Source organism: Janthinobacterium sp. GW821-FHT03A03 (assembly GCF_059421435.1).
On the sequence record NZ_JBWKUZ010000001.1, the window covers coordinates 1,121,345 to 1,141,304 of the forward strand.

General features: G+C 64.2%; 20 protein-coding genes. 5 read left to right on the forward strand and 15 right to left on the reverse strand.

The window, feature by feature from the left end; all coding sequences use genetic code 11:
• Nucleotides 1–50: 50 nt before the first annotated feature.
• Together AC07VI_RS05105 and AC07VI_RS05110 are read right to left on the reverse strand one after the other, a co-directional pair.
• Nucleotides 51–452: a ribosomal maturation YjgA family protein gene (locus AC07VI_RS05105; protein ID WP_086145867.1), complete on the reverse strand. Its 402-nt coding sequence runs from the start codon at nt 450–452 to the stop codon at nt 51–53.
• Between the two features lie 89 nt (nt 453–541).
• Complete coding sequence (locus AC07VI_RS05110) at nt 542–1,447, reverse strand: LysR family transcriptional regulator (protein WP_086145868.1); 906 nt, start codon at nt 1,445–1,447, stop codon at nt 542–544.
• Between the two features lie 99 nt (nt 1,448–1,546).
• Here AC07VI_RS05110 and AC07VI_RS05115 point away from each other — a divergent pair, with 99 nt between their 5' ends.
• Nucleotides 1,547–2,854: an SGNH/GDSL hydrolase family protein gene (locus AC07VI_RS05115; RefSeq protein ID WP_099374097.1), complete on the forward strand. Its 1,308-nt coding sequence runs from the start codon at nt 1,547–1,549 to the stop codon at nt 2,852–2,854.
• On the opposite strand, the gene cysK is transcribed toward AC07VI_RS05115, so the two are convergent.
• The gene (cysK, locus tag AC07VI_RS05120; RefSeq protein WP_086145870.1) at nt 2,815–3,747 is read right to left on the reverse strand and encodes a cysteine synthase A; all 933 of its coding nucleotides are present in this window, start codon (nt 3,745–3,747) and stop codon (nt 2,815–2,817) included. The two genes, AC07VI_RS05115 and cysK, sit on opposite strands and share 40 nt — an antisense overlap.
• A 96-nt stretch (nt 3,748–3,843) precedes the next feature.
• Complete coding sequence (locus tag AC07VI_RS05125; RefSeq protein WP_086145871.1) at nt 3,844–4,308, reverse strand: FKBP-type peptidyl-prolyl cis-trans isomerase; 465 nt, start codon at nt 4,306–4,308, stop codon at nt 3,844–3,846.
• 95 nt (nt 4,309–4,403) lie between these two features.
• Between AC07VI_RS05125 and thpR the strand changes: the two genes are divergently transcribed.
• A complete protein-coding gene (thpR, locus tag AC07VI_RS05130; protein WP_157792349.1) occupies nt 4,404–4,922 on the forward strand; it encodes an RNA 2',3'-cyclic phosphodiesterase in 519 nt (172 codons plus the stop codon).
• Here thpR and tcdA read toward each other — a convergent pair.
• On the reverse strand, nt 4,919–5,767 hold the full coding sequence (gene tcdA, locus AC07VI_RS05135; RefSeq protein ID WP_226935443.1) for a tRNA cyclic N6-threonylcarbamoyladenosine(37) synthase TcdA: 849 nt from the start codon (nt 5,765–5,767) through the stop codon (nt 4,919–4,921). The two genes, thpR and tcdA, sit on opposite strands and share 4 nt — an antisense overlap.
• Before the next feature lie 113 nt (nt 5,768–5,880).
• On the opposite strand from tcdA, the gene pdxH reads away from it, so the two are divergent.
• Both pdxH and AC07VI_RS05145 read left to right on the forward strand, forming a co-directional pair.
• Nucleotides 5,881–7,098 (forward strand): pyridoxamine 5'-phosphate oxidase, encoded by a 1,218-nt coding sequence (pdxH, locus tag AC07VI_RS05140; protein ID WP_099419364.1) that lies wholly within the window; start codon nt 5,881–5,883, stop codon nt 7,096–7,098.
• A 127-nt stretch (nt 7,099–7,225) separates the two neighbouring features.
• Nucleotides 7,226–8,461, forward strand: a complete 1,236-nt coding sequence (locus tag AC07VI_RS05145) for a class I SAM-dependent methyltransferase (RefSeq protein ID WP_492995994.1) — start codon at nt 7,226–7,228, stop codon at nt 8,459–8,461.
• 34 nt (nt 8,462–8,495) lie between these two features.
• Here the strand turns inward: AC07VI_RS05145 and msrA are convergent, their stop codons facing one another.
• Nucleotides 8,496–9,029, reverse strand: coding sequence for a peptide-methionine (S)-S-oxide reductase MsrA (gene msrA / locus AC07VI_RS05150; protein WP_086145875.1), 534 nt, complete (start codon nt 9,027–9,029; stop codon nt 8,496–8,498).
• A 176-nt stretch (nt 9,030–9,205) separates the two neighbouring features.
• Here msrA and AC07VI_RS05155 point away from each other — a divergent pair, with 176 nt between their 5' ends.
• Nucleotides 9,206–9,712, forward strand: a complete 507-nt coding sequence (locus AC07VI_RS05155) for a flavin reductase family protein (protein ID WP_086145876.1) — start codon at nt 9,206–9,208, stop codon at nt 9,710–9,712.
• Nucleotides 9,713–9,754: 42 nt separating this feature from the next.
• Here AC07VI_RS05155 and AC07VI_RS05160 read toward each other — a convergent pair whose 3' ends face one another.
• The 9 genes from AC07VI_RS05160 to AC07VI_RS05200 all read right to left on the reverse strand — a co-directional run bounded on the left by AC07VI_RS05160 (nt 9,755) and on the right by AC07VI_RS05200 (nt 19,945).
• Nucleotides 9,755–10,441, reverse strand: coding sequence for an OmpW/AlkL family protein (locus AC07VI_RS05160; protein ID WP_172404749.1), 687 nt, complete (start codon nt 10,439–10,441; stop codon nt 9,755–9,757).
• 99 nt (nt 10,442–10,540) lie between these two features.
• Nucleotides 10,541–11,932 carry an SGNH/GDSL hydrolase family protein gene (locus AC07VI_RS05165; RefSeq protein ID WP_086145877.1) on the reverse strand — a complete coding sequence of 464 codons (1,392 nt, stop codon included), beginning with the start codon at nt 11,930–11,932 and terminating at the stop codon, nt 10,541–10,543.
• A 244-nt stretch (nt 11,933–12,176) separates the two neighbouring features.
• Nucleotides 12,177–13,196 carry an L-threonylcarbamoyladenylate synthase gene (locus AC07VI_RS05170; protein ID WP_492995998.1) on the reverse strand — a complete coding sequence of 340 codons (1,020 nt, stop codon included), beginning with the start codon at nt 13,194–13,196 and terminating at the stop codon, nt 12,177–12,179.
• A complete protein-coding gene (locus AC07VI_RS05175; RefSeq protein WP_099374096.1) occupies nt 13,193–14,392 on the reverse strand; it encodes a 5-(carboxyamino)imidazole ribonucleotide synthase in 1,200 nt (399 codons plus the stop codon). Before AC07VI_RS05175 ends, AC07VI_RS05170 begins: the two co-directional genes overlap by 4 nt.
• 15 nt (nt 14,393–14,407) lie before the next feature.
• The gene (purE, locus tag AC07VI_RS05180; protein ID WP_070311667.1) at nt 14,408–14,905 is read right to left on the reverse strand and encodes a 5-(carboxyamino)imidazole ribonucleotide mutase; all 498 of its coding nucleotides are present in this window, start codon (nt 14,903–14,905) and stop codon (nt 14,408–14,410) included.
• 1 nt (nt 14,906) lies between these two features.
• Complete coding sequence (locus tag AC07VI_RS05185) at nt 14,907–15,800, reverse strand: phosphoribosylaminoimidazolesuccinocarboxamide synthase (protein WP_086145880.1); 894 nt, start codon at nt 15,798–15,800, stop codon at nt 14,907–14,909.
• Between the two features lie 108 nt (nt 15,801–15,908).
• On the reverse strand, nt 15,909–16,973 hold the full coding sequence (fba, locus tag AC07VI_RS05190; protein ID WP_086145881.1) for a class II fructose-bisphosphate aldolase: 1,065 nt from the start codon (nt 16,971–16,973) through the stop codon (nt 15,909–15,911).
• Nucleotides 16,974–17,168: 195 nt separating this feature from the next.
• The gene (gene pyk, locus AC07VI_RS05195) at nt 17,169–18,617 is read right to left on the reverse strand and encodes a pyruvate kinase (RefSeq protein ID WP_086145882.1); all 1,449 of its coding nucleotides are present in this window, start codon (nt 18,615–18,617) and stop codon (nt 17,169–17,171) included.
• A gap of 116 nt (nt 18,618–18,733) precedes the next feature.
• Nucleotides 18,734–19,945, reverse strand: a complete 1,212-nt coding sequence (locus AC07VI_RS05200; RefSeq protein WP_086145883.1) for a phosphoglycerate kinase — start codon at nt 19,943–19,945, stop codon at nt 18,734–18,736.
• Nucleotides 19,946–19,960 lie beyond the last annotated feature (15 nt).

Here is a 19,960-nt window from a genome sequence, read left to right on the forward strand (position 1 = left end):
AGCATCCGGTTCTGTTCGTCATAAATTCACAATAATTTCCCGAGCATTACTTAGCGGCGCTTGAACAGCGCCGCTTTGTCCACCAGCGCCGCGATCGCCACGCCCGCCGTGTAGGCGATCAAATCGATCCAACCAAAGGTGGAACCGAGCGCCAGATGCCCCAGCGGATGCGCGCGCAGCGCGACGAGCCAGGGCGTCTGGACCAGCTGGCCGAATTCGACGGCAAAGCAGATCAGCAGCGCAGTCAGCGCCAGCTGCCACGTGCGCATGCGCGTGGCGACGATACCCAGCGCAAAGACGATCATCATGGCCCACAGGGCGTCGCCCGGATACTTGCCCAGCGCGGCGGGAAGGAATTGTGGATAGGCGCGCGAGGCCAGGCCCAGCGCGATGACAGCCACGGTTGCGCCCACCTGCAGCAGGCGGCGGCGTTCAGGTTTTACCAGGAACATATTTCCATTCAAAGGCACAATACGGGCCGAACCATTGCGGCCCGTCCGGTATTGTACTGCGCGGCCGTGTCCGCCTGCAGCCTATCGCATCAAGCCAGGTCGACGTGCTGCGCCAGGAAGTCGAGGAAAACGCGCACGCGCAGCGGCACATGCCCGCCCTGCCCCACGAAGACGGCGTGCACTTCTTCGGTGTCGCCGGGATTGAATTCTTCCAGCACGGCCTGCAAACGGCCCGCCGCGATATCGGCGCGCACCTGGAAGGCGGCCAGGCGCGCCAGTCCCAGCCCTGCCAGCGCCAGTTGCCGCAAGGCTTCGCCATCGCTGGCCTGGGCATTGCCAATAACAGGCACGACGAGGTCGCCGCCTGGCAGGCGCAGCGGCCAGCCCGAGCGGGCGCGCGCGTAATTGGCGTCGAGCAAGTTGTGTGACGCCAGCTCGGCCGCCGCCCGCGGCGTGCCGCGCCGCGCCAGGTAGGCAGGTGCCGCCACGATCGCCATGCGCGTCTGGCCCAGCTTGCGCGCCAACAAGTTGGAACTCTTCAGGGGCCCGGCCCGCACGGCCACGTCCGTGCGCTGTTCGAGGATATCGACGACTTCATCCGTGAGCACGATGTCGAGCGTCACCTCGGGATAGCGTTCCAGGAACAGCGGCGCCAGCGGCAGCAAAAAATGCTGGCCGAACGGCACGTTCGCATTGACTCGTATCTTGCCGCGCGGCACATCCTGCACGCCGGCGCAGCGCTCCGCCTCGTCCAGCGCCGCCAGCACCTGCCTGCCCCGCTCATACAGGCCGCAGCCTTCGGCCGTCAGCTGCAGCTGGCGCGTGGAGCGGTTCAGCAGGCGCGCGCCCAGGCGCTCTTCCAGCCGGGACACGAGCTTGCTGACGGCCGACGGCGTCATGCCGCAGGCGCGCGCGGCGGCGGAAAAACCGCCCAGCTCGACCACGCGCACAAACACTTCCAGCTCGCCGGAGCGGTTCACATCGAGTCTGGCCATTGTGAATTCAACTCATAAATGTTCTTCAATGAGATAGTCTAGTGCATAAATGGCTTTGCTTGCATCATGCGCCCATTCCCCTTGATGAAGCGAGCCGCCATGCAACGATATTTCTCCCTCCCCGCCGCCCTGCTGGCGTTGGCCCTGAACACTTCCGCCGCCCAGGCGGCCGAACCTGCACCAGCCTCCGTCTCCACTTGGCTGGCCAGCTGGACAGCCAGCCCGCAAGCCGTGTGGGGCGGCGGCTTCCTGTTCCCCAGCAACGTGCCCGCCGTGCTGCACGGACAAACCGTGCGCCAGGTGGCGCGCATCAGCGTGGGCGGGCCGCGCGTGCGCATCGTGCTGTCGAACGCGTATGGCAAGGTGCCGCTGCGCATCGGCGCGGCCACCGTGGCCCTGGCAGCTTCCGCTTCGGCCATCGAGGCGGGCAGCCTGCGCACGCTGACCTTTGCCGGCCAGCCCTCGGCCAGCATCGCGCCGGGCGCGCCGCTCGTCAGCGACCCCGTCGACCTGTCCGTGCAGGACCTGGCCCGGCTGACGGTGAGCGTGCACCTGCCGCAGCCCAGCCCGACTGCCACGTTTCACTGGGATGGGCGCGAGACGGCATGGATCGCGCCGCAGGACCAGACGCGGGCAGTGAGTATTGACGAGGCGCAAACGGGCGTGCAGACCACCACGGCGCGCATCTTGCTCAGCGCCATCGAGGTGGCCGCGGCGCCGGGGGCGCAAGCCGTGGCCATCCTCGGCGATTCGATCACCGATGGCGCCAGCGCCAGCCTGGGGATGGATGCGCGCTGGCCCGATTTCCTGGCCGAACGCCTGGCGCCGCACGGCGTGGCCGTGATCAATGCGGGCATTTCCGGTGGACGGCTGTTGTCCGACGGCATGGGAGAGAACGCCCTGGCCCGCTTCGAGCGCGACGTGCTGGCGCAGCCAGGCGTGCGCACGGTGGTCGTCTTGTTGGGGATCAATGACATCAGCTGGCCCGGCACGGCGTTTGCGCCACAGGCACAAAGACCCACCCTGGAGGAATTAAGGGCAGGCTATGCGCAGCTGGTGGCCCAGGCGCGCAGCCGCGGCGTGCGCGTCATCGGCGCCACTGTGACGCCGTTCGCAGGCGCCCTGCCCGGCACGCCCCTGAGCAACTATTATCAAAAGGAAAAGGATGCCCTGCGCCAGCAACTGAACGCGTGGATACGCGGCAGCGGCCTGTTTGACGCCGTGCTCGACTTCGACGCCTGGGCGCGCGACCCGGCATACCCGCTGCGCCTGCTGCCCGCCTACGACTCGGGCGACCATCTGCACCCGGGCGACGCGGGCAACCGGGCGCTGGCGGAAGGCATAGACATGCCGCTGCTGTTGAACGGTCAGTCGCCCAGGCCCGCGTACAAGGCGGTGCTCAGGTAGCGCTCGCCGAACGACGGGATGATGGTGACGATGGTCTTGCCCGCGTTTTCCGGACGGCGCGCCACCTGCAGGGCGGCCCACAGGGCGGCGCCCGACGAAATGCCGACCAGCAAGCCTTCGTCGCTGGCGGCCAGGCGCGCCGTGGCAAACGCGTCGTCATTCTTGACGCAGATGATTTCGTCGTAGATGGCCGTGTTGAGGATTTGCGGCACGAAACCGGCGCCGATGCCCTGGATCGGGTGCGGCCCTTTCGTGCCTTTCGACAACATCGGCGACGCTTCCGGCTCCACGGCGATCACTTGCAGGCCCGGCTTGCGTTCCTTCAGCACTTCGCCCACGCCCGTGATGGTGCCGCCCGTGCCCACGCCGGCGACGATGATGTCCACTTGCCCGTCCGTATCGCGCCAGATTTCCTCGGCCGTCGTGGCGCGGTGGATAGCGGGATTGGCGGGATTGTTGAATTGTTGCAACATCAAATAGCGCGGATCGGCCGCCACCAGTTCCTCGGCCTTGCGGATGGCGCCCAGCATGCCTTCGCTGCCGGGCGTGAGCACCAGCTCGGCGCCATAGGCGCGCAGCAGGATGCGGCGTTCGCGGCTCATGGTGTCAGGCATGACGAGGGTGCAGCGATAGCCGCGCGCGGCACAGACCATGGCCAGCGCGATGCCCGTGTTGCCGCTGGTGGGCTCGACGATGACGGTGTCGGGATGGATCTTGCCCGCCGCTTCAGCGGCGACGATCATGGACAGGCCGATGCGGTCCTTGACGCTGTGCGCGGGATTGTAGAATTCGAGTTTGGCCAGGATGGTGGCCACACTGCCGGCGGCGATGCGGTTGATGCGCACCAGGGGAGTGTTGCCGATCAGTTCAGTGACGTCGTTGGCGATGTTCATGGAAGGACTCTCCGCTATTTCAAGAAACCCCAGTCTACCGCGTTTCAGCACGCCGATGGCGACGGCGCAAGCATGCGCCGCCGCCAAACTGAACAATTACTTCACGTCCAGCAATTCCACGTCGAAGATCAGTGCCGAGTTCGGCGGAATGTCGCCATTGCCGGCGCCGCGCGGACCATAGGCCAGTTCGCCTGGAATGATCAGGGTGCGCTTGCCGCCCACTTTCATGCCGGCCACGCCCTGGTCCCAGCCCTTGATGACCATGCCCTTGCCCAGCGGGAAGTCGAACGGGCCGCGGCCCACGGAGCTGTCGAATTTCTTGCCGCGCGAATCTTTCGCCAGCGGACGGTACAGCCAGCCCGTGTAGTGCACGACCACGGTATTGCCGGCGGACGCTTCCTTGCCCGTGCCGACCTTGTTGTCGATCAAGATCAATTTATCGGCCGCAGGGCCGGGGCTCAGTGAGACGGCCGAGGCGGGAACAGGCGCTGGCGCCTGTGCCTGCGCCAGCGACGCGGCGACGGAGCAGATCAGGGCAAACAAAACGGAGCTACGCGTCATGATGTATTCTTTCAGTGAGTTTCGGTGAGATCTCTGCCAATGCGAGTGGGCAGGGAACGCCAATAATAGCAAACCGCCGCAACGATAGGAAAAACTTGTCGCCCGATATCCATAGCCCCCGCCTGTTTTACGCACTGTGGCCCGACGCGGCCACGCGCGCGGCCTTCGCCGCCTGGCAGGCGTTGCTGGACGGCAAGCCCGTGCGCGCGGAAAAGCTGCACCTGACCCTGGCCTTCCTGGGCCAGCGCCCGGCCGGCGAGCTGCCCGCCCTGCTGGCTATCCTGGCACAATTGCCGGCGCGTCCCATGCCCTTGCTGTTCGACCACGCCAGCCACTTTAGCAAGCTGGCGCTGGCCTGGGCCGCCCTGGCGCAACCGTCGCCGGCCCTGCTGGACTTGCGCGCGGCCTGCATGCATGCGCTGGCGCAACAGGGACTGGCGCCCCGCTTCGCGCACGACCGCTTTACGCCGCACGTGACCCTGGCGCGCCAGGCGCCGCCACCGGCGAGCGGGGATTTCGCCCCCATCGCCTGGCAGGCGGACGAACTGGTGCTGGTGGAATCGCTGAAAAGCAGCGGCGACTACCGCATCGTGGCGCGCCGCAAACTGGCTTAGGCGGCGGCCGCCACTGGCTCGGCGGCCAGTTTGTCCTGGCGCAAGCTTTTCAGCGCATGGGCGGCCGCCACCATGCCGAAGCTGGCCGTCACCACCACGCTGGAGCCGAAGCCGGCGCAATTGAGGCCCGTCACGCCGGCGGACGTGCCATCAATGGCGCACGCTTCCGCACTCTCGGGCGTGCTCAACGGTTCCATGGAAAACACGGCGTCGACATTGAATTTGTTTTTGATGCCACGAGGAAAGCCATATTCGGTGCGCAACAGTTTGCGCACGCGCTTGAGCAGCGGTTCCTGCTCCGTCTTCGCCAGGTCGCGCACGGCGATCAAGGTCGGGTCCGTCTGCCCGCCCGCGCTGCCTATGGTCAGCATCGGCAGATTGCGCGCGCGGCAATACGCAATCACGGCCGCCTTGGCCTTGGCATTGTCGATGGCGTCGACCAGGTAATCGAAGTCGCGCCCGCCCAGCAATTGCTCCAGGTTATCGGGAGCAATGAAATCCTCGATCTGCGTGACCTGGCACAAGGGGTTGATCAGTTCGATGCGTTCGGCCAGGGCCGTGATCTTGGCCTTGCCGATGGTGTCGCTCATGGCCTGGATCTGGCGGTTGATGTTCGATTCGGCAACATTATCGAGGTCGATCAGGGTCAGGCGGCCGACGGCGCTGCGCGCCAGCGCTTCGACGATCCAGGAACCGACGCCGCCCACGCCGATCACGCACACGTGGGCGGCGCGGAAGCGTGCCAGCGCCGGGGCGCCGTACAGGCGGGCGATGCCGCCGAAACGGCGCTCAAAATCGATCTCGGTCAAGTCCATGGAAATTAGTTCATTGGTGGAGGTATGCATGCCGCCATTTTAACGGACACTGCGCTGGCGGATATTCTAAAATAGCCGGATTGACACAGCGACAAGGCCTGACTGTCGCCGCGCCCCCACACCGTCCACCACGAGAACTCGCCATGACCACTCCCCTGTTCGACTCCGTTCCCGGCTTTGACCAGCCTATCGCCGTCCTCAAGCATTGCCACGACAAGATCCGCAAGCAGCTGGGCACGCTGCAAAACCTGCTGGCCCACCTGGCGCAGCACGGCAACACGGCGGACGCGCAACAGGCGGCCAAGGCGGTGTTGCAATATTTCAATAAAGCCGCCCATCTGCACCATGACGATGAAGAACAAGACCTGATGCCCATGCTGCAAGCGACCGCCACGGGCGAGGATGCGGCCCTGCTGGTCACGCTGGTGCCCGAGATCCTGGCCGACCACCAGCGCATGGACCAGGCCTGGCTGACCCTGCGCCCGGAACTGGACGCCATCGCGGCCGGCACGGGCGTGCAGCTGTCGGCGCATGGCGTGCGCGACTACGTGGCCGCCTACCAGGCCCACATGGCCAAGGAAGAAGGCCAGCTGGCGCCCATGGCCAAGCGCCTGTTCAGCGCGCAGCAGATGGAACAGCTGGGCACGGCCATGCAGCGCCGCCGCGGCATCGCGCCGGACGCGTCCGAAGCGCCTGAAGTGCCTGAAGTGCCGGACGCAGCCGCCTTGCTGGCCGCCATGCGCACCGATTACGTCCAGTCCAGCCTGAGCGAGACGGATGTGCTGGCCGATCCCGTGGCCCAGTTCCAGAAATGGTTTGCCGAAGCCGTCCGCGCCCAGGTGATGGAGCCGAACGCCATGGACTTGTCCACCGTCAGCCCCGACGGCAAGCCCAGCTCGCGCATCGTGCTGATCAAGCAATTCGACGAGCGCGGCTTTACCTGGTACACGAATTACCACAGCGACAAGGGCCAGCAGCTCGAACACAACCCGCACGCGGCCCTGCTGTTCTTCTGGCGCGAGCTGGAGCGGCAAGTGCGCATCGAAGGCACGGTGGTGAAAACCACGGCGGCCGAGAGCGACGAGTATTTCAATGTGCGCCCCCTGCAAAGCCGGCTGTCCGCTATTGCCTCACAGCAAAGCGCTCCCATCGCCAGCCGCGCCGCGCTGGAAAGCCATTACGAAGCCGTGGCCGCCGCCGTCGGCGACGCACAGCCGCCGCGCCCGGCACACTGGGGCGGCTACCGTTTGCAACCGGAACGCATCGAATTCTGGCAGGGACGCCGTTCGCGCTTCCATGACCGCATCGTATATACGCGCGGTGCTGACGGGCAATGGAGCATGCAACGTTTGCAACCGTAAGCAGGACAGTCAAGGCGGCGCAAAGCAAGCTGTGCAATATAGGTGTAGGCTATGAGGGTAGAAGTTACTAAATGACATTGTTTCTCAATTTGCGGCCGCAGCCGGGGCCGCTTCATTGGAGGCCATTTTGTTTGTACAAAACCAACTCAAGTCCTGGATCGCTGGCATCCGCAGCAAGACCGCCTTGCCGCTGCGCATAGAATTATGGAATGGCCAGCACGTCGACCTGTCCAGCGAAGCGCCCAGGGTCACCATCCGCCTGCCGACCGTCGCCTCGGCCCGCTATCTGCTGAAGCCCTCGCTGGCCAACCTGGGCTCGGCTTATGTGGAGGGCAATATCGAGGTCAAGGGCACGGCGATGGACATGATTTCCATCTGCAATGCGCTGGCCCGCAACACCTTGAAACCGGAAGGCAAGCTGGCCCGCATCGTGCGCAGCTTTACGCACGACAAGAGCAAGGATGCCGAGGCCATCCGCTACCACTACGACGTGTCGAATGCCTTCTACGAGCAATTCCTCGACCCCGCCCTCGTGTATTCCTGCGCCTACTTTGAGCACGGCGATGAAACCCTGGCGCAGGCGCAGGTCAAGAAGATCGACCATATCCTGAAGAAAATCCGGCTGCAGCCAGGGCAAACCCTGCTCGACATCGGCTGCGGCTGGGGCGCGCTCGTCATGCGTGCCGCACAGCAATATGGCGCCCGCTGCGTGGGCGTGACCCTGTCGGAAAACCAGTATGCGCTGGCGCGCGAGCGCGTGGCGGCGGCCGGACTGGCCCACCTGATCGACATCCGCCTGCAGGACTACCGCGACGTGACGGGCCAGTTCGACCGCATCACCAGCGTGGGCATGTTCGAGCACGTGGGCTTGAAGCATTTGCCCGAGTATTTCGGCATCATCAACAAGCTGCTGGCGCCGGACGGGCTGGCGATGAACCACGGCATCACCTCGACCGACCCCGAGAATGGCGAAACGCCGTACGGGGGCGGCGAATTCATCGAAAAATATGTATTTCCGCACGGCGAACTGGCGCATATCGGCAATGTGCTGAAAACCATGCAGCAAGGCGGGCTGGAGGTGCTGGACGTGGAAAACCTGCGCCGCCACTATGCGCGCACCTGCGCCCTGTGGACGGAGAATTTCGAAACCCATGCCGAGCAGATCCGCCCGCTGGCGGGCGAGCGGCGCTTCCGCATCTGGCATGTCTACCTGGCAGGCTGCGCCTATGCCTTCGAGCAGGACTTGATCAGCCTGTACCAGATCGTCTGCGTGAAGGCCGGACGGCGCTCCTCGGCCTTGCCGTGGTCGCGCAACTACATGTATGAGCCGGCCGTGAAGCCGGCGCCCGTGCTGACGGCGTGAACGGCGGAACGCGCCCGGCATGGCGCCGGGCGTTTCATTTCAGGCGGCTCGCATACATGGCGCGGAACTTTTCCACCTTGGGCGCCACCACGAAGGCGCAATAGCCCTGCAGCGGATGCTGCTCGAAATAATTCTGGTGGTAAGCCTCGGCCGGATAATAAGGCTGGGCCGGCGCCAGTTCCGTGACGATGGGCGCATCCCACACGCCGGCCATCTCGGCCAGCACCTTGCGCGCCACTTTTTCCTGCTCGGCCGACTGGTAATAGATGACGGAGCGGTATTGCGTGCCGACATCGTTGCCTTGCCGGTTCAAGGTGGTGGGGTCGTGCAGCGTAAAGAAGATTTCCAGCAAATCATGGTAGCTGATGATGGCGGGATCGAATTCCAGGCGCACCACTTCGGCATGCCCCGTCGCGCCCGTGCAAATCTGTTCATACGCGGGATGGGGCACGCTGCCGCCCGTGTAGCCGGACTCGACGCGCATCACGCCGCGCGCCTCCGCGTACACGGCGGCCAGGCACCAAAAACAGCCGCCGCCGAATACCGCCACTTCCGTCTGTCCATTCATGATGCCCTCCTGCAACGCTACTGCGACTTATCATTTCACCACTGTAACGCAAAGCGCCACGGTCTGCAGCGCCGTCCGCAACGGCGCGTGGCGCACCGCACATAAGGCCACGCCGGCCAGGATTGCGCTGGGATGGCCGATTTTTGGCATAATGGCAGCAAATAGACAGGTCTCCCATGAACACACGCTCTCCCCGCGCGCCAGCGCAAGAATTCGATACGAAACATTTCCGTCAGGCCTTGTCGCAGTTTGCCACCGGCGTGACGGTGATTACCACGCGCCTGGCCGATGGCAGTTTCCGCGGCCTCACGGCCAGTTCCTTCAATTCCGTCTCGCTGTCGCCGCCGCTGGTGCTGTGGAGCCTGGGCACGGTGGCCAACAGCATGCCCATCTTCAGCGGCAACTCGCATTACGTCATCAATGTGCTGGGCGCCGACCAGGCGGAGCTGGCGACGCGCTTTTCACGCCGCACGCCGAATCCCTTCGACGACGTCGAGTACGAACTGTCGCGCACGGGCCAGCCCATCCTGAAAGGCGTGTCGGCCTGGTTCGAATGCCATAACCGCAGCCGCTACCCGGAAGGCGACCACGTCATTTTCGTCGGTGAAGTGGAACAATGCGCGTTTGCATCGCAAGCGCCCTTGATCTTCCACAATGGTCAGTTCAATATACCGCCGGCCTGAGTTACTGGACGAAAAAAAATCCGCCGAGGCGGATTTTTTGTTTTACAGGGTAAATTTATACCCGATGCTGACACTCACGGCGAGCGGGTCGAGCTTGATGTCCTGCGTCTGGCCCGTCGAGAACTTGGCCCGGGTCTTCAGGTAGGTCTTGACCACGGCCACGTCGGCAAACCAGCGCTCGTTGATGGACACGGTGCTGCCGACCACCAGGCTGCCGGCCAGCTTGTTGTCCATGCGGTAGGTGACGGGCGATCCACCCGGATCAAGCAGGGCCGTCATCTGGCCCGAACCAGTTTCCTTCTGGAAATAGGCATACGTCAGGCCCGCGCCCACGTAGGGACGGATCATCGCATTGGGCTGGAAGAAACGGTACTGGATGAAGGCCGTCGGCGGCAAGGCTTCCGCCGTGCCCAGTTTGCCCGTGCCCTTGATGGAGCCGTCGCCCATCAGGTCATGCTTGTACGGCACGCCGAGGATCATTTCAGCGGAAATATTGTCCGTAATCATGTAAGCAAACGTCAGAATGGGCTTGGTGTCCGCCTTGACGTCAGCCTTGGTGCCCGGCAAGGCCGGCGCGGAAATGTCGCCGCTTTCCACGTGCGGCGTGATCTTGTTGAGACCGACCTTGGCCATCCAGGTGCCTGCGCTTTGCGCCGAAGCGCCCGTCGCCATGGCCATCGCGGCAGCTGCGGCCAGCACGCGCACAGCGGTATTCAAACGATTCTTCATCTTGTCTCCTGTTTCATTATGTGCGGAGTGTTCCGCTATCGAATCTTGTCGCTGCCTGCGCCAGCCACGCCAACGTGGCGCCGCTGGCGCGGCCATCCCTTACAGCCAGCCCCGCACGACCATGTCCTTGGCCACGTAGCGGGCCAGCAACAGGTTGTTGAACGGCGTAGGATGCACATCGTCGGCATACGAGTAATGGCTGACGTCGCCGGTCTTCAGGTTCGTGCCATTGCACACGAGGGAGCTGCCCAGGATATTGCCTGGCGCACTCAAGTCGCATGCCGTCTCGCTGACGTTGGTCAAGCCATACGGGCCGGGATTGACGCCCTGGTCGTGGCTGACGGCAAACACGTCGACCAGCAGGACTTTCCCATTGCCCGTCAAGCCCGAGCTGAGTTCGCCATTGAAGGCGCTGACCATGGCATTGATGAGCGTCTTGGTATTGGCATCCTTGCTCAGGCCCGATGGCGTGCCGGCCACGTCCGGCAGATTGTTGACGATCACATAGTTGGCGCCCTTGGCGATGATCTGGTCCTTCACCAGCGCCACCAGTTCGATGCCCGCCTGTTTCATGGCGGCGACCAGCAACGGTCCCTGGGCCGCCGCGTAATCGGCGCCGGCCTTGGCGCCGGCAGCATTGCCGGTGACCGTCGCATCGGCTTGCGCCTTGGTGACCAGCGGGCCATATACGGTGGACGAGGCAACGGCCGTATTGCCCGCGACGACAGCAGCTTGCACGGCGGCACCGACGATGGTCGCCGAGGTGGCGCCAGGCGCCGCGCTGGCCGTCTGGATGGCGGCGCCGATGGAGGCGGCCGCCGTGGTGGGATTGGGTGCGCCGGCGGCCAGGGCCAGGGTCAAATTGGTGGCAAAAGCCTTGGCGCCCGCATCGGCGCCCGCCGCCTTGCCGGCCGCCGTCGCGCCGGCCTGCAATGCGCCCAGCTGGAACAGCACGTCGTTACCGCCGGCCATCACGAAGACAGCTTCCGTGCCGCTGAACTTGCCGCCGGACACGGCCAGGTGATTCGCGATCTGCGTCACCACGGGCACGGTCAGGGCGCCCAGCTCGCTGCCCGTCAGCTTGTTGTTCGGACCGACGGGATTGGTCACGCGCGAACCGCCCATGGCGTAGCCGAAGCAGCCCGGATGCTTGACGCGCGGCACGGACAAGCCCTTCGCCGCATTGCCTTCCAGGCCAGTCTCGGCGGCGCATGGCGCGGCCAGGCCGAATTGCGCGGCCAGGTGCTCGGTCCAGTTCTTGCCCGTCAGTTCAGGATTGATCTTGGTATTGTCGCCATTGATGGTGAACTTGCCGCCACCTTTCGCCAGCACCGTGCCCACGGCATACGAACCGACATCGGACAGGCTGTCGCCGAACGACACCTGCGCCGTGTATTTGACTTTCAGGGTTTGATCGCCGCCGCTGGAGCCGCCACAACCTGCCAGGACAGCCGCAGTCAGCACGGCAAGCGCGAATTTGGTTTGATGCATTTTGTCTCCTCGGGTCTTTTTTCTGGTTTCTAAACGAACGGGCGTGCTATTCGCTACCTGACTAATATGCCATCGTTCATTAGACTTGTATAGAAATTATGCTTGCAAAATCAACTAAATAACAACAACGCCCACCCTCCTGTCACGCCAGGGAAATGGCCTTAATTATGGGGGATGATGGATGTTTCGTGGCAAGCATCTCTATTGCGCTGCATCAAGAAAAAGCCCCTTGCGGGGCTTTCGATTATGCGGACAGGAATTGCTGCAAGATGCCACTTGAGCCGAAGGCGGCGCGCCGCAAACGGTCGTTGACGCCCAGCCACGCGGGGCCGGTGGGCGGCGCTTCGACGAGTATCAGCTCGGCGCCGACCTGGTCCATCGTGCGCAGCGAGGCATACAGCGCATGGGCGTAGTTTTCCGGGGTCGCCGCCAGACGCACGCTGGCGCTGGCCGGCGGCATGTCCGAGTAATGGATCAGGGCCACGCGGCGCCCGTCATTGAGCAGGCGGTTCAAGGTGGCGCTTACGTCGTCGCTGTGCTGCATCGCAACAGGCGTGTGCGGCGCGTAGTGCGATTCCAGCGTGCCCGAGGCGCGCGGCGCGGCCGCGTCCGCCACGGCCGGTGCGCGGCCGATGACGGCGGCGATCTGCTCGCGGCTGATATGGCCGGGGCGCAACAGCACGGGACCATGCGTGGCCAGGCGCGACAGGTCGACGATGGTCGATTCGATGCCGACAGCGCTCTGCCCGCCGTCGAGCACCAGGCCCAGCAAGCCGCTGGCGAGTTCCGCCGAGAATTCATCGCGCACGTGCTGCGCCGTGGTGGGGCTGACGTTGCCGAATTTGTTCGCCGAAGGCGCCGCCAGGCCGCCCTTGCCGCCCTTGAAGGCGCGTAGCAAGGCGATAGCCACCGGATGCGAAGGGCAGCGCAAGCCCACCGTATCCTGGCCGCCGGAGACGGCGTCGGGAATGTGCGCGGCGCGCCTGACGATCAGCGTCAGCGGACCGGGCCAGAAGGCGGCCACCAGCTGCTGCGCCTCGGGCGGGAGATCATCGGACCAGTGCGCCAGATCGGCGCCGGGCGCCACATGCACGATCACCGGGTGGTCCGATGGACGGCCCTTGGCTTCGTAGATGCGCGCCACGGCGGCCGGGTTTTCCGCATCGGCGCCCAGGCCGTACACAGTTTCCGTCGGGAAAGCGACGAGGCCGCCCGCTTCCAGTACGGCGGCGGCCGCCGCCAGGTCATGTGCGGCCACGCTCACGGTGCGATTCCCAGGATCAGGCAAGCGTCGCGCAGGCGCTGCTGCGCCTCCTGCAGGGTGGCCGCGATGAAGGTCAAATGGCCCATCTTGCGCCCGCGGCGCGGCTCGTCCTTGCCGTACAGGTGCAAACACGCGCCCGGCAGGGCCAGGATGCGGTCCCAGGCCGGTTCGCGCGGCGTGTCGGTCTCGTCGCTGTCGAACCAGGCGTCGCCGAGGATGTTGAGCATCACGGCCGGCGAATGCTGGCGCACCTCGCCCAGCGGCAGTCGCGCCATGGCCCGCACCTGCTGCGCGAACTGGCTGGTGACGCAGGCGTCCATCGTGTAATGGCCGCTGTTGTGCGGCCGCGGCGCCATTTCATTGACCACCAGGCTGCCATCTTCCAGCACGAAAAATTCGATGCACAGCACGCCGACATAGCCGAGTTCGGCAACCATGGCCTGCGCCGCCCGCTGCGCCCTGGCGGCGCAGTCGTCGGACACGTTCGGGCCCGGCACCGTGGTGGTAAACAAGACGCCGTCGCGGTGCACGTTCTCGGCGATCGGATACACGACCGATGCACCGTCCACGCCGCGCGCCGTCAGCACGGACACTTCATACGCCAGCGGCAGCATCTTTTCCAACAGGCAAGTTACTTCGCCCATTTCCGCGAACGCAGCGCGCACCTCGTCGCGCGTGCGCACGCGGTACTGGCCCTTGCCGTCATAACCCATGCGCACGGTTTTCAGGATGCCGGGCAGCAAGTCGTCGGCGATGCCGTCAATGTCCAGCTGCGTGGCGATGACCATGTGCGGCGCCGGCAGCACGCCCGATTTCGGCGCGCAGTCGACAAAGAAACGTTTTTCCGCGATGCGGTCCTGCGCCACGGACACGCCGTGGGCGTTGGGCGCCACGAACACGCGTTCGGCCAGGCGCGACAGGCTGTCGGCCGGCACGTTCTCGAATTCCGTGGTGACGGCCAGGCATTGCGCGGCCAGGGCGTCGAGGCCGTCAAGGTCGCCGTAGCCGGCATGGACCAGGCGCTGCGCCACCTGCCCCGCGGGGCAGGCGTCCGATGGTTCCAGTACGGCAACCTGGTAGCCCATGCTCTGGGCGGCCTGGGCAAACATGCGGCCGAGCTGGCCGCCGCCCATCACGCCCAGCCACGCCGGTGGGTTGGCGGCGGGCAGCAATGGGGAAGTCGATTTACTATTCATTATTTTTCAAACACATTATTCAGGCAAAACCATGGCCTTGGCGGCGGCCGTTTGCGTGGCACGGAAGGCTTCCAGCTGCTCGGCCAGGGCGTCGTCGTTGGCGGCAAGCATCGCCACCGCCGTCAGCGCCGCATTCGCCGCGCCCGCTTCGCCGATGGCGAAGGTGGCCACCGGCACGCCCTTGGGCATTTGCAGGATGGACAGCATGGAATCTTCGCCGCGCAGGTATTTCGACGGCACGGGCACGCCCAGCACGGGCACGATGGTCATCGCCGCCACCATGCCAGGCAGGTGGGCGGCGCCGCCGGCGCCGGCGATGATGGCGCGCAAGCCGCGCGCGCGCGCGCTTTTCGCGTACGCATACATTTCGTCGGGCATGCGGTGCGCGGAAATGACTTGCGCCTCATACGGCACGCCAAACTGTTTCAGGATGGCAACTGCATTCTGCATCACGTCCCAGTCCGAGGACGACCCCATGATGACGCCGACCAGCGGCTTATTGTGCTCAGTCATCTCAGGCCTTCAGCTTCTCGCCCGTCAGGCGTTCGATGGCTTCGAAGTACTTGGCCTGGGTTTTTTCGATGACGTCGGCCGGCAGCGCGGGCGCCGGTGCGGTCTTGCCCCAGGTCAATGTTTCCAGGTAGTCGCGCACGAATTGCTTGTCGAACGACGGCGGCGAGATGCCAGGCTGATACGAGTCCGCCGGCCAGAAGCGCGAGGAGTCGGCCGTCAGCACTTCATCCATCAGATGCATGACGCCGTTGTCGTCCAGGCCGAATTCGAATTTGGTGTCGGCGATGATGATGCCGCGCGTGGCCGCGTACTCGGCGGCCGTCTTGTACAGGGCAATGGCCACGTCGCGCATCTTGGCGGCCAGTTCCGCGCCGATGCGCTGTTCCATTTCAGCAAAGCTGATGTTTTCGTCATGCTCGCCCAGTTCGGCCTTGGCCGCCGGCGTAAAAATCGGTTCCGGCAGCTTTGCCGCCTGTTGCAGGCCCGCCGGCAGCTTGATGCCGCAGATGCTGCCCGTATCCTGGTAATCTTTCCAGCCCGAACCGATGATATAGCCGCGCACGACCGCCTCGACCATGATCGGTTTCAGGCGCTTGGCCACGACGGCGCGGCCTTGCACTTGCTCCACTTCCTCGGGCGCCACCACGGATTCCGGCGCCACGCCGGTCAGGTGGTTCGGCACGATATGGCCGAGTTTCTCGAACCAGAAGTCGCTCATCTGGTTGAGGACCTTGCCCTTGCCGGGGATAGGCTCGTTCATGACGACATCGAAGGCCGACAGGCGGTCCGTGGTGACGATCAGGATCTTGTCGTCGCCGACGGCGTAGTTGTCGCGGACCTTGCCGTGGCCCAGCAATGGCAGGGAGTGGATGGAAGTCTGATAGAGGCTGTTCATAGCGGGGGGAATAGTTGGATGAAACGAAACCGGCAGGCAGGGAAGGCGCCCGCCGGTCGAGAAAATCGGGCACGGAGATGCGGCTTCCGGCCCGTTCCAGACAGAATTTTACTTCACAATTTGCGACAGCTCGCCGGCCTTGTAGCGCTCGGCCATTTTTTCCATCGTGATGACCTTGATCTTCGAGGCCTGGCCTTCGCAGCCGAAGGCCTGCATGCGCGCGCGCACGATCTGCTCGGCGGCGGCGCGGGCTGGCTTGAGGAAGTCGCGCGGGTCGAATTTCGACGGATTTTCAAACAGATACTTGCGGATCGCGGCCGTCATCGCCAGGCGGATGTCGGTGTCGATGTTGATCTTGCGCACGCCGTGACGGATGCCTTCCTGGATTTCCTCGACGGGCACGCCGTAGGTTTCCTTCATGTCGCCGCCGAATTCGCGGATGATGGCCAGCAATTCCTGCGGCACCGACGAAGAACCGTGCATCACCAGGTGGGTGTTCGGGATGCGCGCGTGGATTTCCTTGATGCGGTCGATGGCGAGGATGTCGCCCGTCGGCTTGCGCGTGAACTTGTAGGCGCCGTGCGAGGTGCCGATGGCGATCGCCAGGGCGTCGCACTGGGTGCGCTGCACGAAATCGGCCGCCTGCGCCACGTCCGTCAGCAGTTGTTCGCGCGTCATGGTGCCGTCGGCGCCGTGGCCGTCTTCCTTGTCGCCCTTCATGGTTTCCAGCGAACCGAGCACGCCCAGTTCCGCTTCCACCGTCACGCCGATGGCGTGCGAGAATTTCACCACTTCACGCGACACTTCCACGTTGTATTCGTAGGAGGCGACCGACTTGCCGTCCGCTTCCAGCGAACCGTCCATCATCACGGACGTAAAACCCGAGCGGATGGCGGCCATGCAGACGGCCGGCGACTGGCCGTGGTCCTGGTGCATGACGACGGGAATGTGCGGATACGCTTCGACGGCCGCGTCGATCAGGTGGCGCAGGAAAGCTTCACCGGCGTACTTGCGCGCGCCGGCCGACGCCTGCATGATCACCGGGCTGTTGAGCGCATCGGCGGCAGCCATGATGGCTTGCACTTGTTCCAGGTTGTTGACGTTGAAGGCAGGAATGCCATAACCGTTTTCGGCGGCATGGTCCAGCAGTTGACGCATGGATACGAGAGACATGGTAATACTCCAGATAACAATAGAAACCGTTGCGGCGCTTCGCGGTCGATGACCGCGGCGGCGCCTGAATTCTTTCAATTAAATCAGAACGTCCAACAAGCTGCTCAGGGCCAGGCGCGTTGCCGGAGGCAGTACGACTGGTCCATCGGGTACAAACAAGCAATGCAACAACGCCCGGACTGGTTGTGGGCGTTCTTAGTCGAATTCGCCTACTTTGACAATTTTCAGCGCATTCGTGCCGCCCACCTGGCCCATCGGCTCGCCCCAGGTGACGACGATCATGTCGCCCTTGCGGACGATGCCCTGCGACACCAGCAGCTCTTCCGCCTGCTTCAGCACTTGCGCGCTGGGGGCGTTCTGCATCAGATGATACGCCCGAACATTGCGGTACAGCGCGGCTTTGCGCAAAGTCGTCACACTTGGCGTGAGCGCGTAGATCGGCGTATCGATACTGTGGCGGCTCATCCACAAGGCGGTGGAGCCCGATTCCGTCAGCGCCACGATGGCTTTCACGCGCAGGTGATGGGCCGTGAACAGGGCGCCATAGGCGATCGACTGGTCGATGCGGGTGAACGTGACGTTGAGGAAATCGGCGTCGAGCTTGTTGTATTCGGACTGCTCCGCCTCGACGCAGATGGCGGCCATCATTTCCACCGTCTCGATCGGGTATTTGCCCGAAGCCGTCTCGGCCGACGTCATGACGGCATCCGTACCGTCGAGCACGGCATTGGCCACGTCCGACACTTCCGCGCGCGTCGGCACGGCGTTGACGATCATCGATTCCATCATCTGCGTTGCCGTAATGGCAAGCTTGTTCGACGCGCGCGCCATCTTGATCATGCGCTTCTGCAAGGCCGGCACGGCCGCATTGCCCACTTCCACGGCCAGGTCGCCGCGCGCCACCATGATGCCGTCCGAGGCATCCAAAATCTCTTGCAGGGCAGGAATGGCTTCCGCGCGCTCGATCTTGGCGATCATCATCGGCTTGTGGTGGTACGGTTCGCCGGCGATATTGGCCAGCTGGCGCGCCATTTCCATGTCGGTCGCGCATTTCGGGAAGGAAATCGCCAGATAGTCGGCCTGGAAACTCATGGCCGTCTTGATATCTTCCATATCCTTGGCCGTCAGCGCGGGCGCGGACAGGCCGCCGCCCTGGCGGTTGATGCCCTTGTTGTTCGACAACTCGCCGCCGATCTTGACGGTGGTGTGGATTTCGCTGCCGTGGATGCGCTCGACGATCAGCACGATGAGGCCGTCGTTCAGCAGCAGCACGTCGCCCTTGTGCAGGTCGCGCGGCAAGGCCTTGTAGTCGAGGCCGACCCGCTCCTGGTTGCCCAGCTCGCCGTTTTCGCCCCACTTGGCGTCGAGAATGAAGCGCTCGCCCGCTTCCAGCTGGATGCGGGTGTTTTCAAACTTGCCGACGCGAATCTTCGGCCCCTGCATGTCGGCCATGATGGCCACTTCGCGGCCGCATTCAAGCGCCGCCAGCCGTACCAGGGCCGCGCGGTCGATATGGTCCTGCGCCTTGCCGTGGGAAAAATTCAAGCGCACCACGTCGACGCCCGCGCGTATCATTTTGACCAAGATATCGAAGTCGGTGGAGGCGGGGCCGATTGTTGCTACGATTTTAGTACCGCGTGGCATAGGATTCCTTGTGCGCCAACAAGACGCTAGCTGAGCAAGACCTGGCGGCTGTGCCGCCCGGCAAGGTAAAAGCGCAGCGGTCAGGCTGCGCTTGGTGGCACGACAGTCAGGCTATATCAGCCAGCACGCTGCATGAGAATTTCCACGGCAGGCAAAGTCTTGCCTTCCAGGAACTCCAGGAACGCGCCGCCGCCCGTCGAGATATAGCTGATTTGATCGGTAATGTCGTATTTGGCAATCGCCGCCAGGGTGTCGCCACCGCCGGCGATCGAGAATGCTTTCGACTCGGCAATGGCCAAGGCCAGCGTCTTGGTGCCGTTGCCGAACTGGTCGAACTCGAACACGCCAACGGGACCGTTCCACACGATGGTGCCGGCGGCGGCGATCTGGCCAGCCAGCAGGGCGGCCGTTTTCGGGCCGATATCGAGGATCATGTCGTCGTCCGCCACGTCGGCCACGTCCTTGACAGTGGCGGCGGCCGTCGGCGAAAACTCCTTGGCACACACGACATCGACGGGAATCGGCACTTGCGCGCCGCGCTTGGCCATGATCTCGATGATGGCTTTCGCTTCGTCGACGAGTTCCGCTTCCACCAGCGACTTGCCCACGTTCAAGCCGACCGCCTTCATGAAGGTGTTGGCGATGCCGCCGCCGACGATCAGGTTATCGACCTTGTCGGACAGGGCTTTCAAAATGGTCAGCTTGCTCGATACTTTCGAGCCGGCAACGATGGCCAGCAGGGGGCGGGCCGGCGCGTGCAAGGCCTTGCCCAGCGCATCGAGTTCGGCGGCCAGCAGCGGGCCGGCGCAGGCGACAGGGGCGAATTTGGCGATGCCGTGCGTGGACGCCTCGGCGCGGTGGGCCGTGCCGAACGCGTCGTTGACATAGATATCGCACAATGTGGCCATTTTTTGCGCCAGCTCATCGCTGTTTTTCTTTTCGCCCTTGTTCACGCGCACGTTTTCCAGCAGGACCACCTGGCCGGCGGCCAGGTTTTCCAGGCCGGCGCCATCGACCCAGTTTTGTTTCAATGCAACTTCCTGGCCCAGCAGCTCGGACAGGCGCGCCGCCACGGGCGCCAGGCTGTCGGCCGGCTTGAACTCGCCTTCCGTCGGACGGCCCAGGTGCGACGTCACCATGACGGCGGCGCCGGCGTCGAGGGCGGCGCGGATGGCCGGCACCGAAGCGCGGATGCGCGTGTCTTCGGTGATCTTGCCACTGTCATCTTGCGGGACGTTCAGGTCGGCGCGGATAAACACGCGCTTGCCTTGCAGTGCATTTTGGGCGATCAAATCTTGCAGACGGATGAAGTTGAGAACAGCTGACATGGCGATCCAGATGAC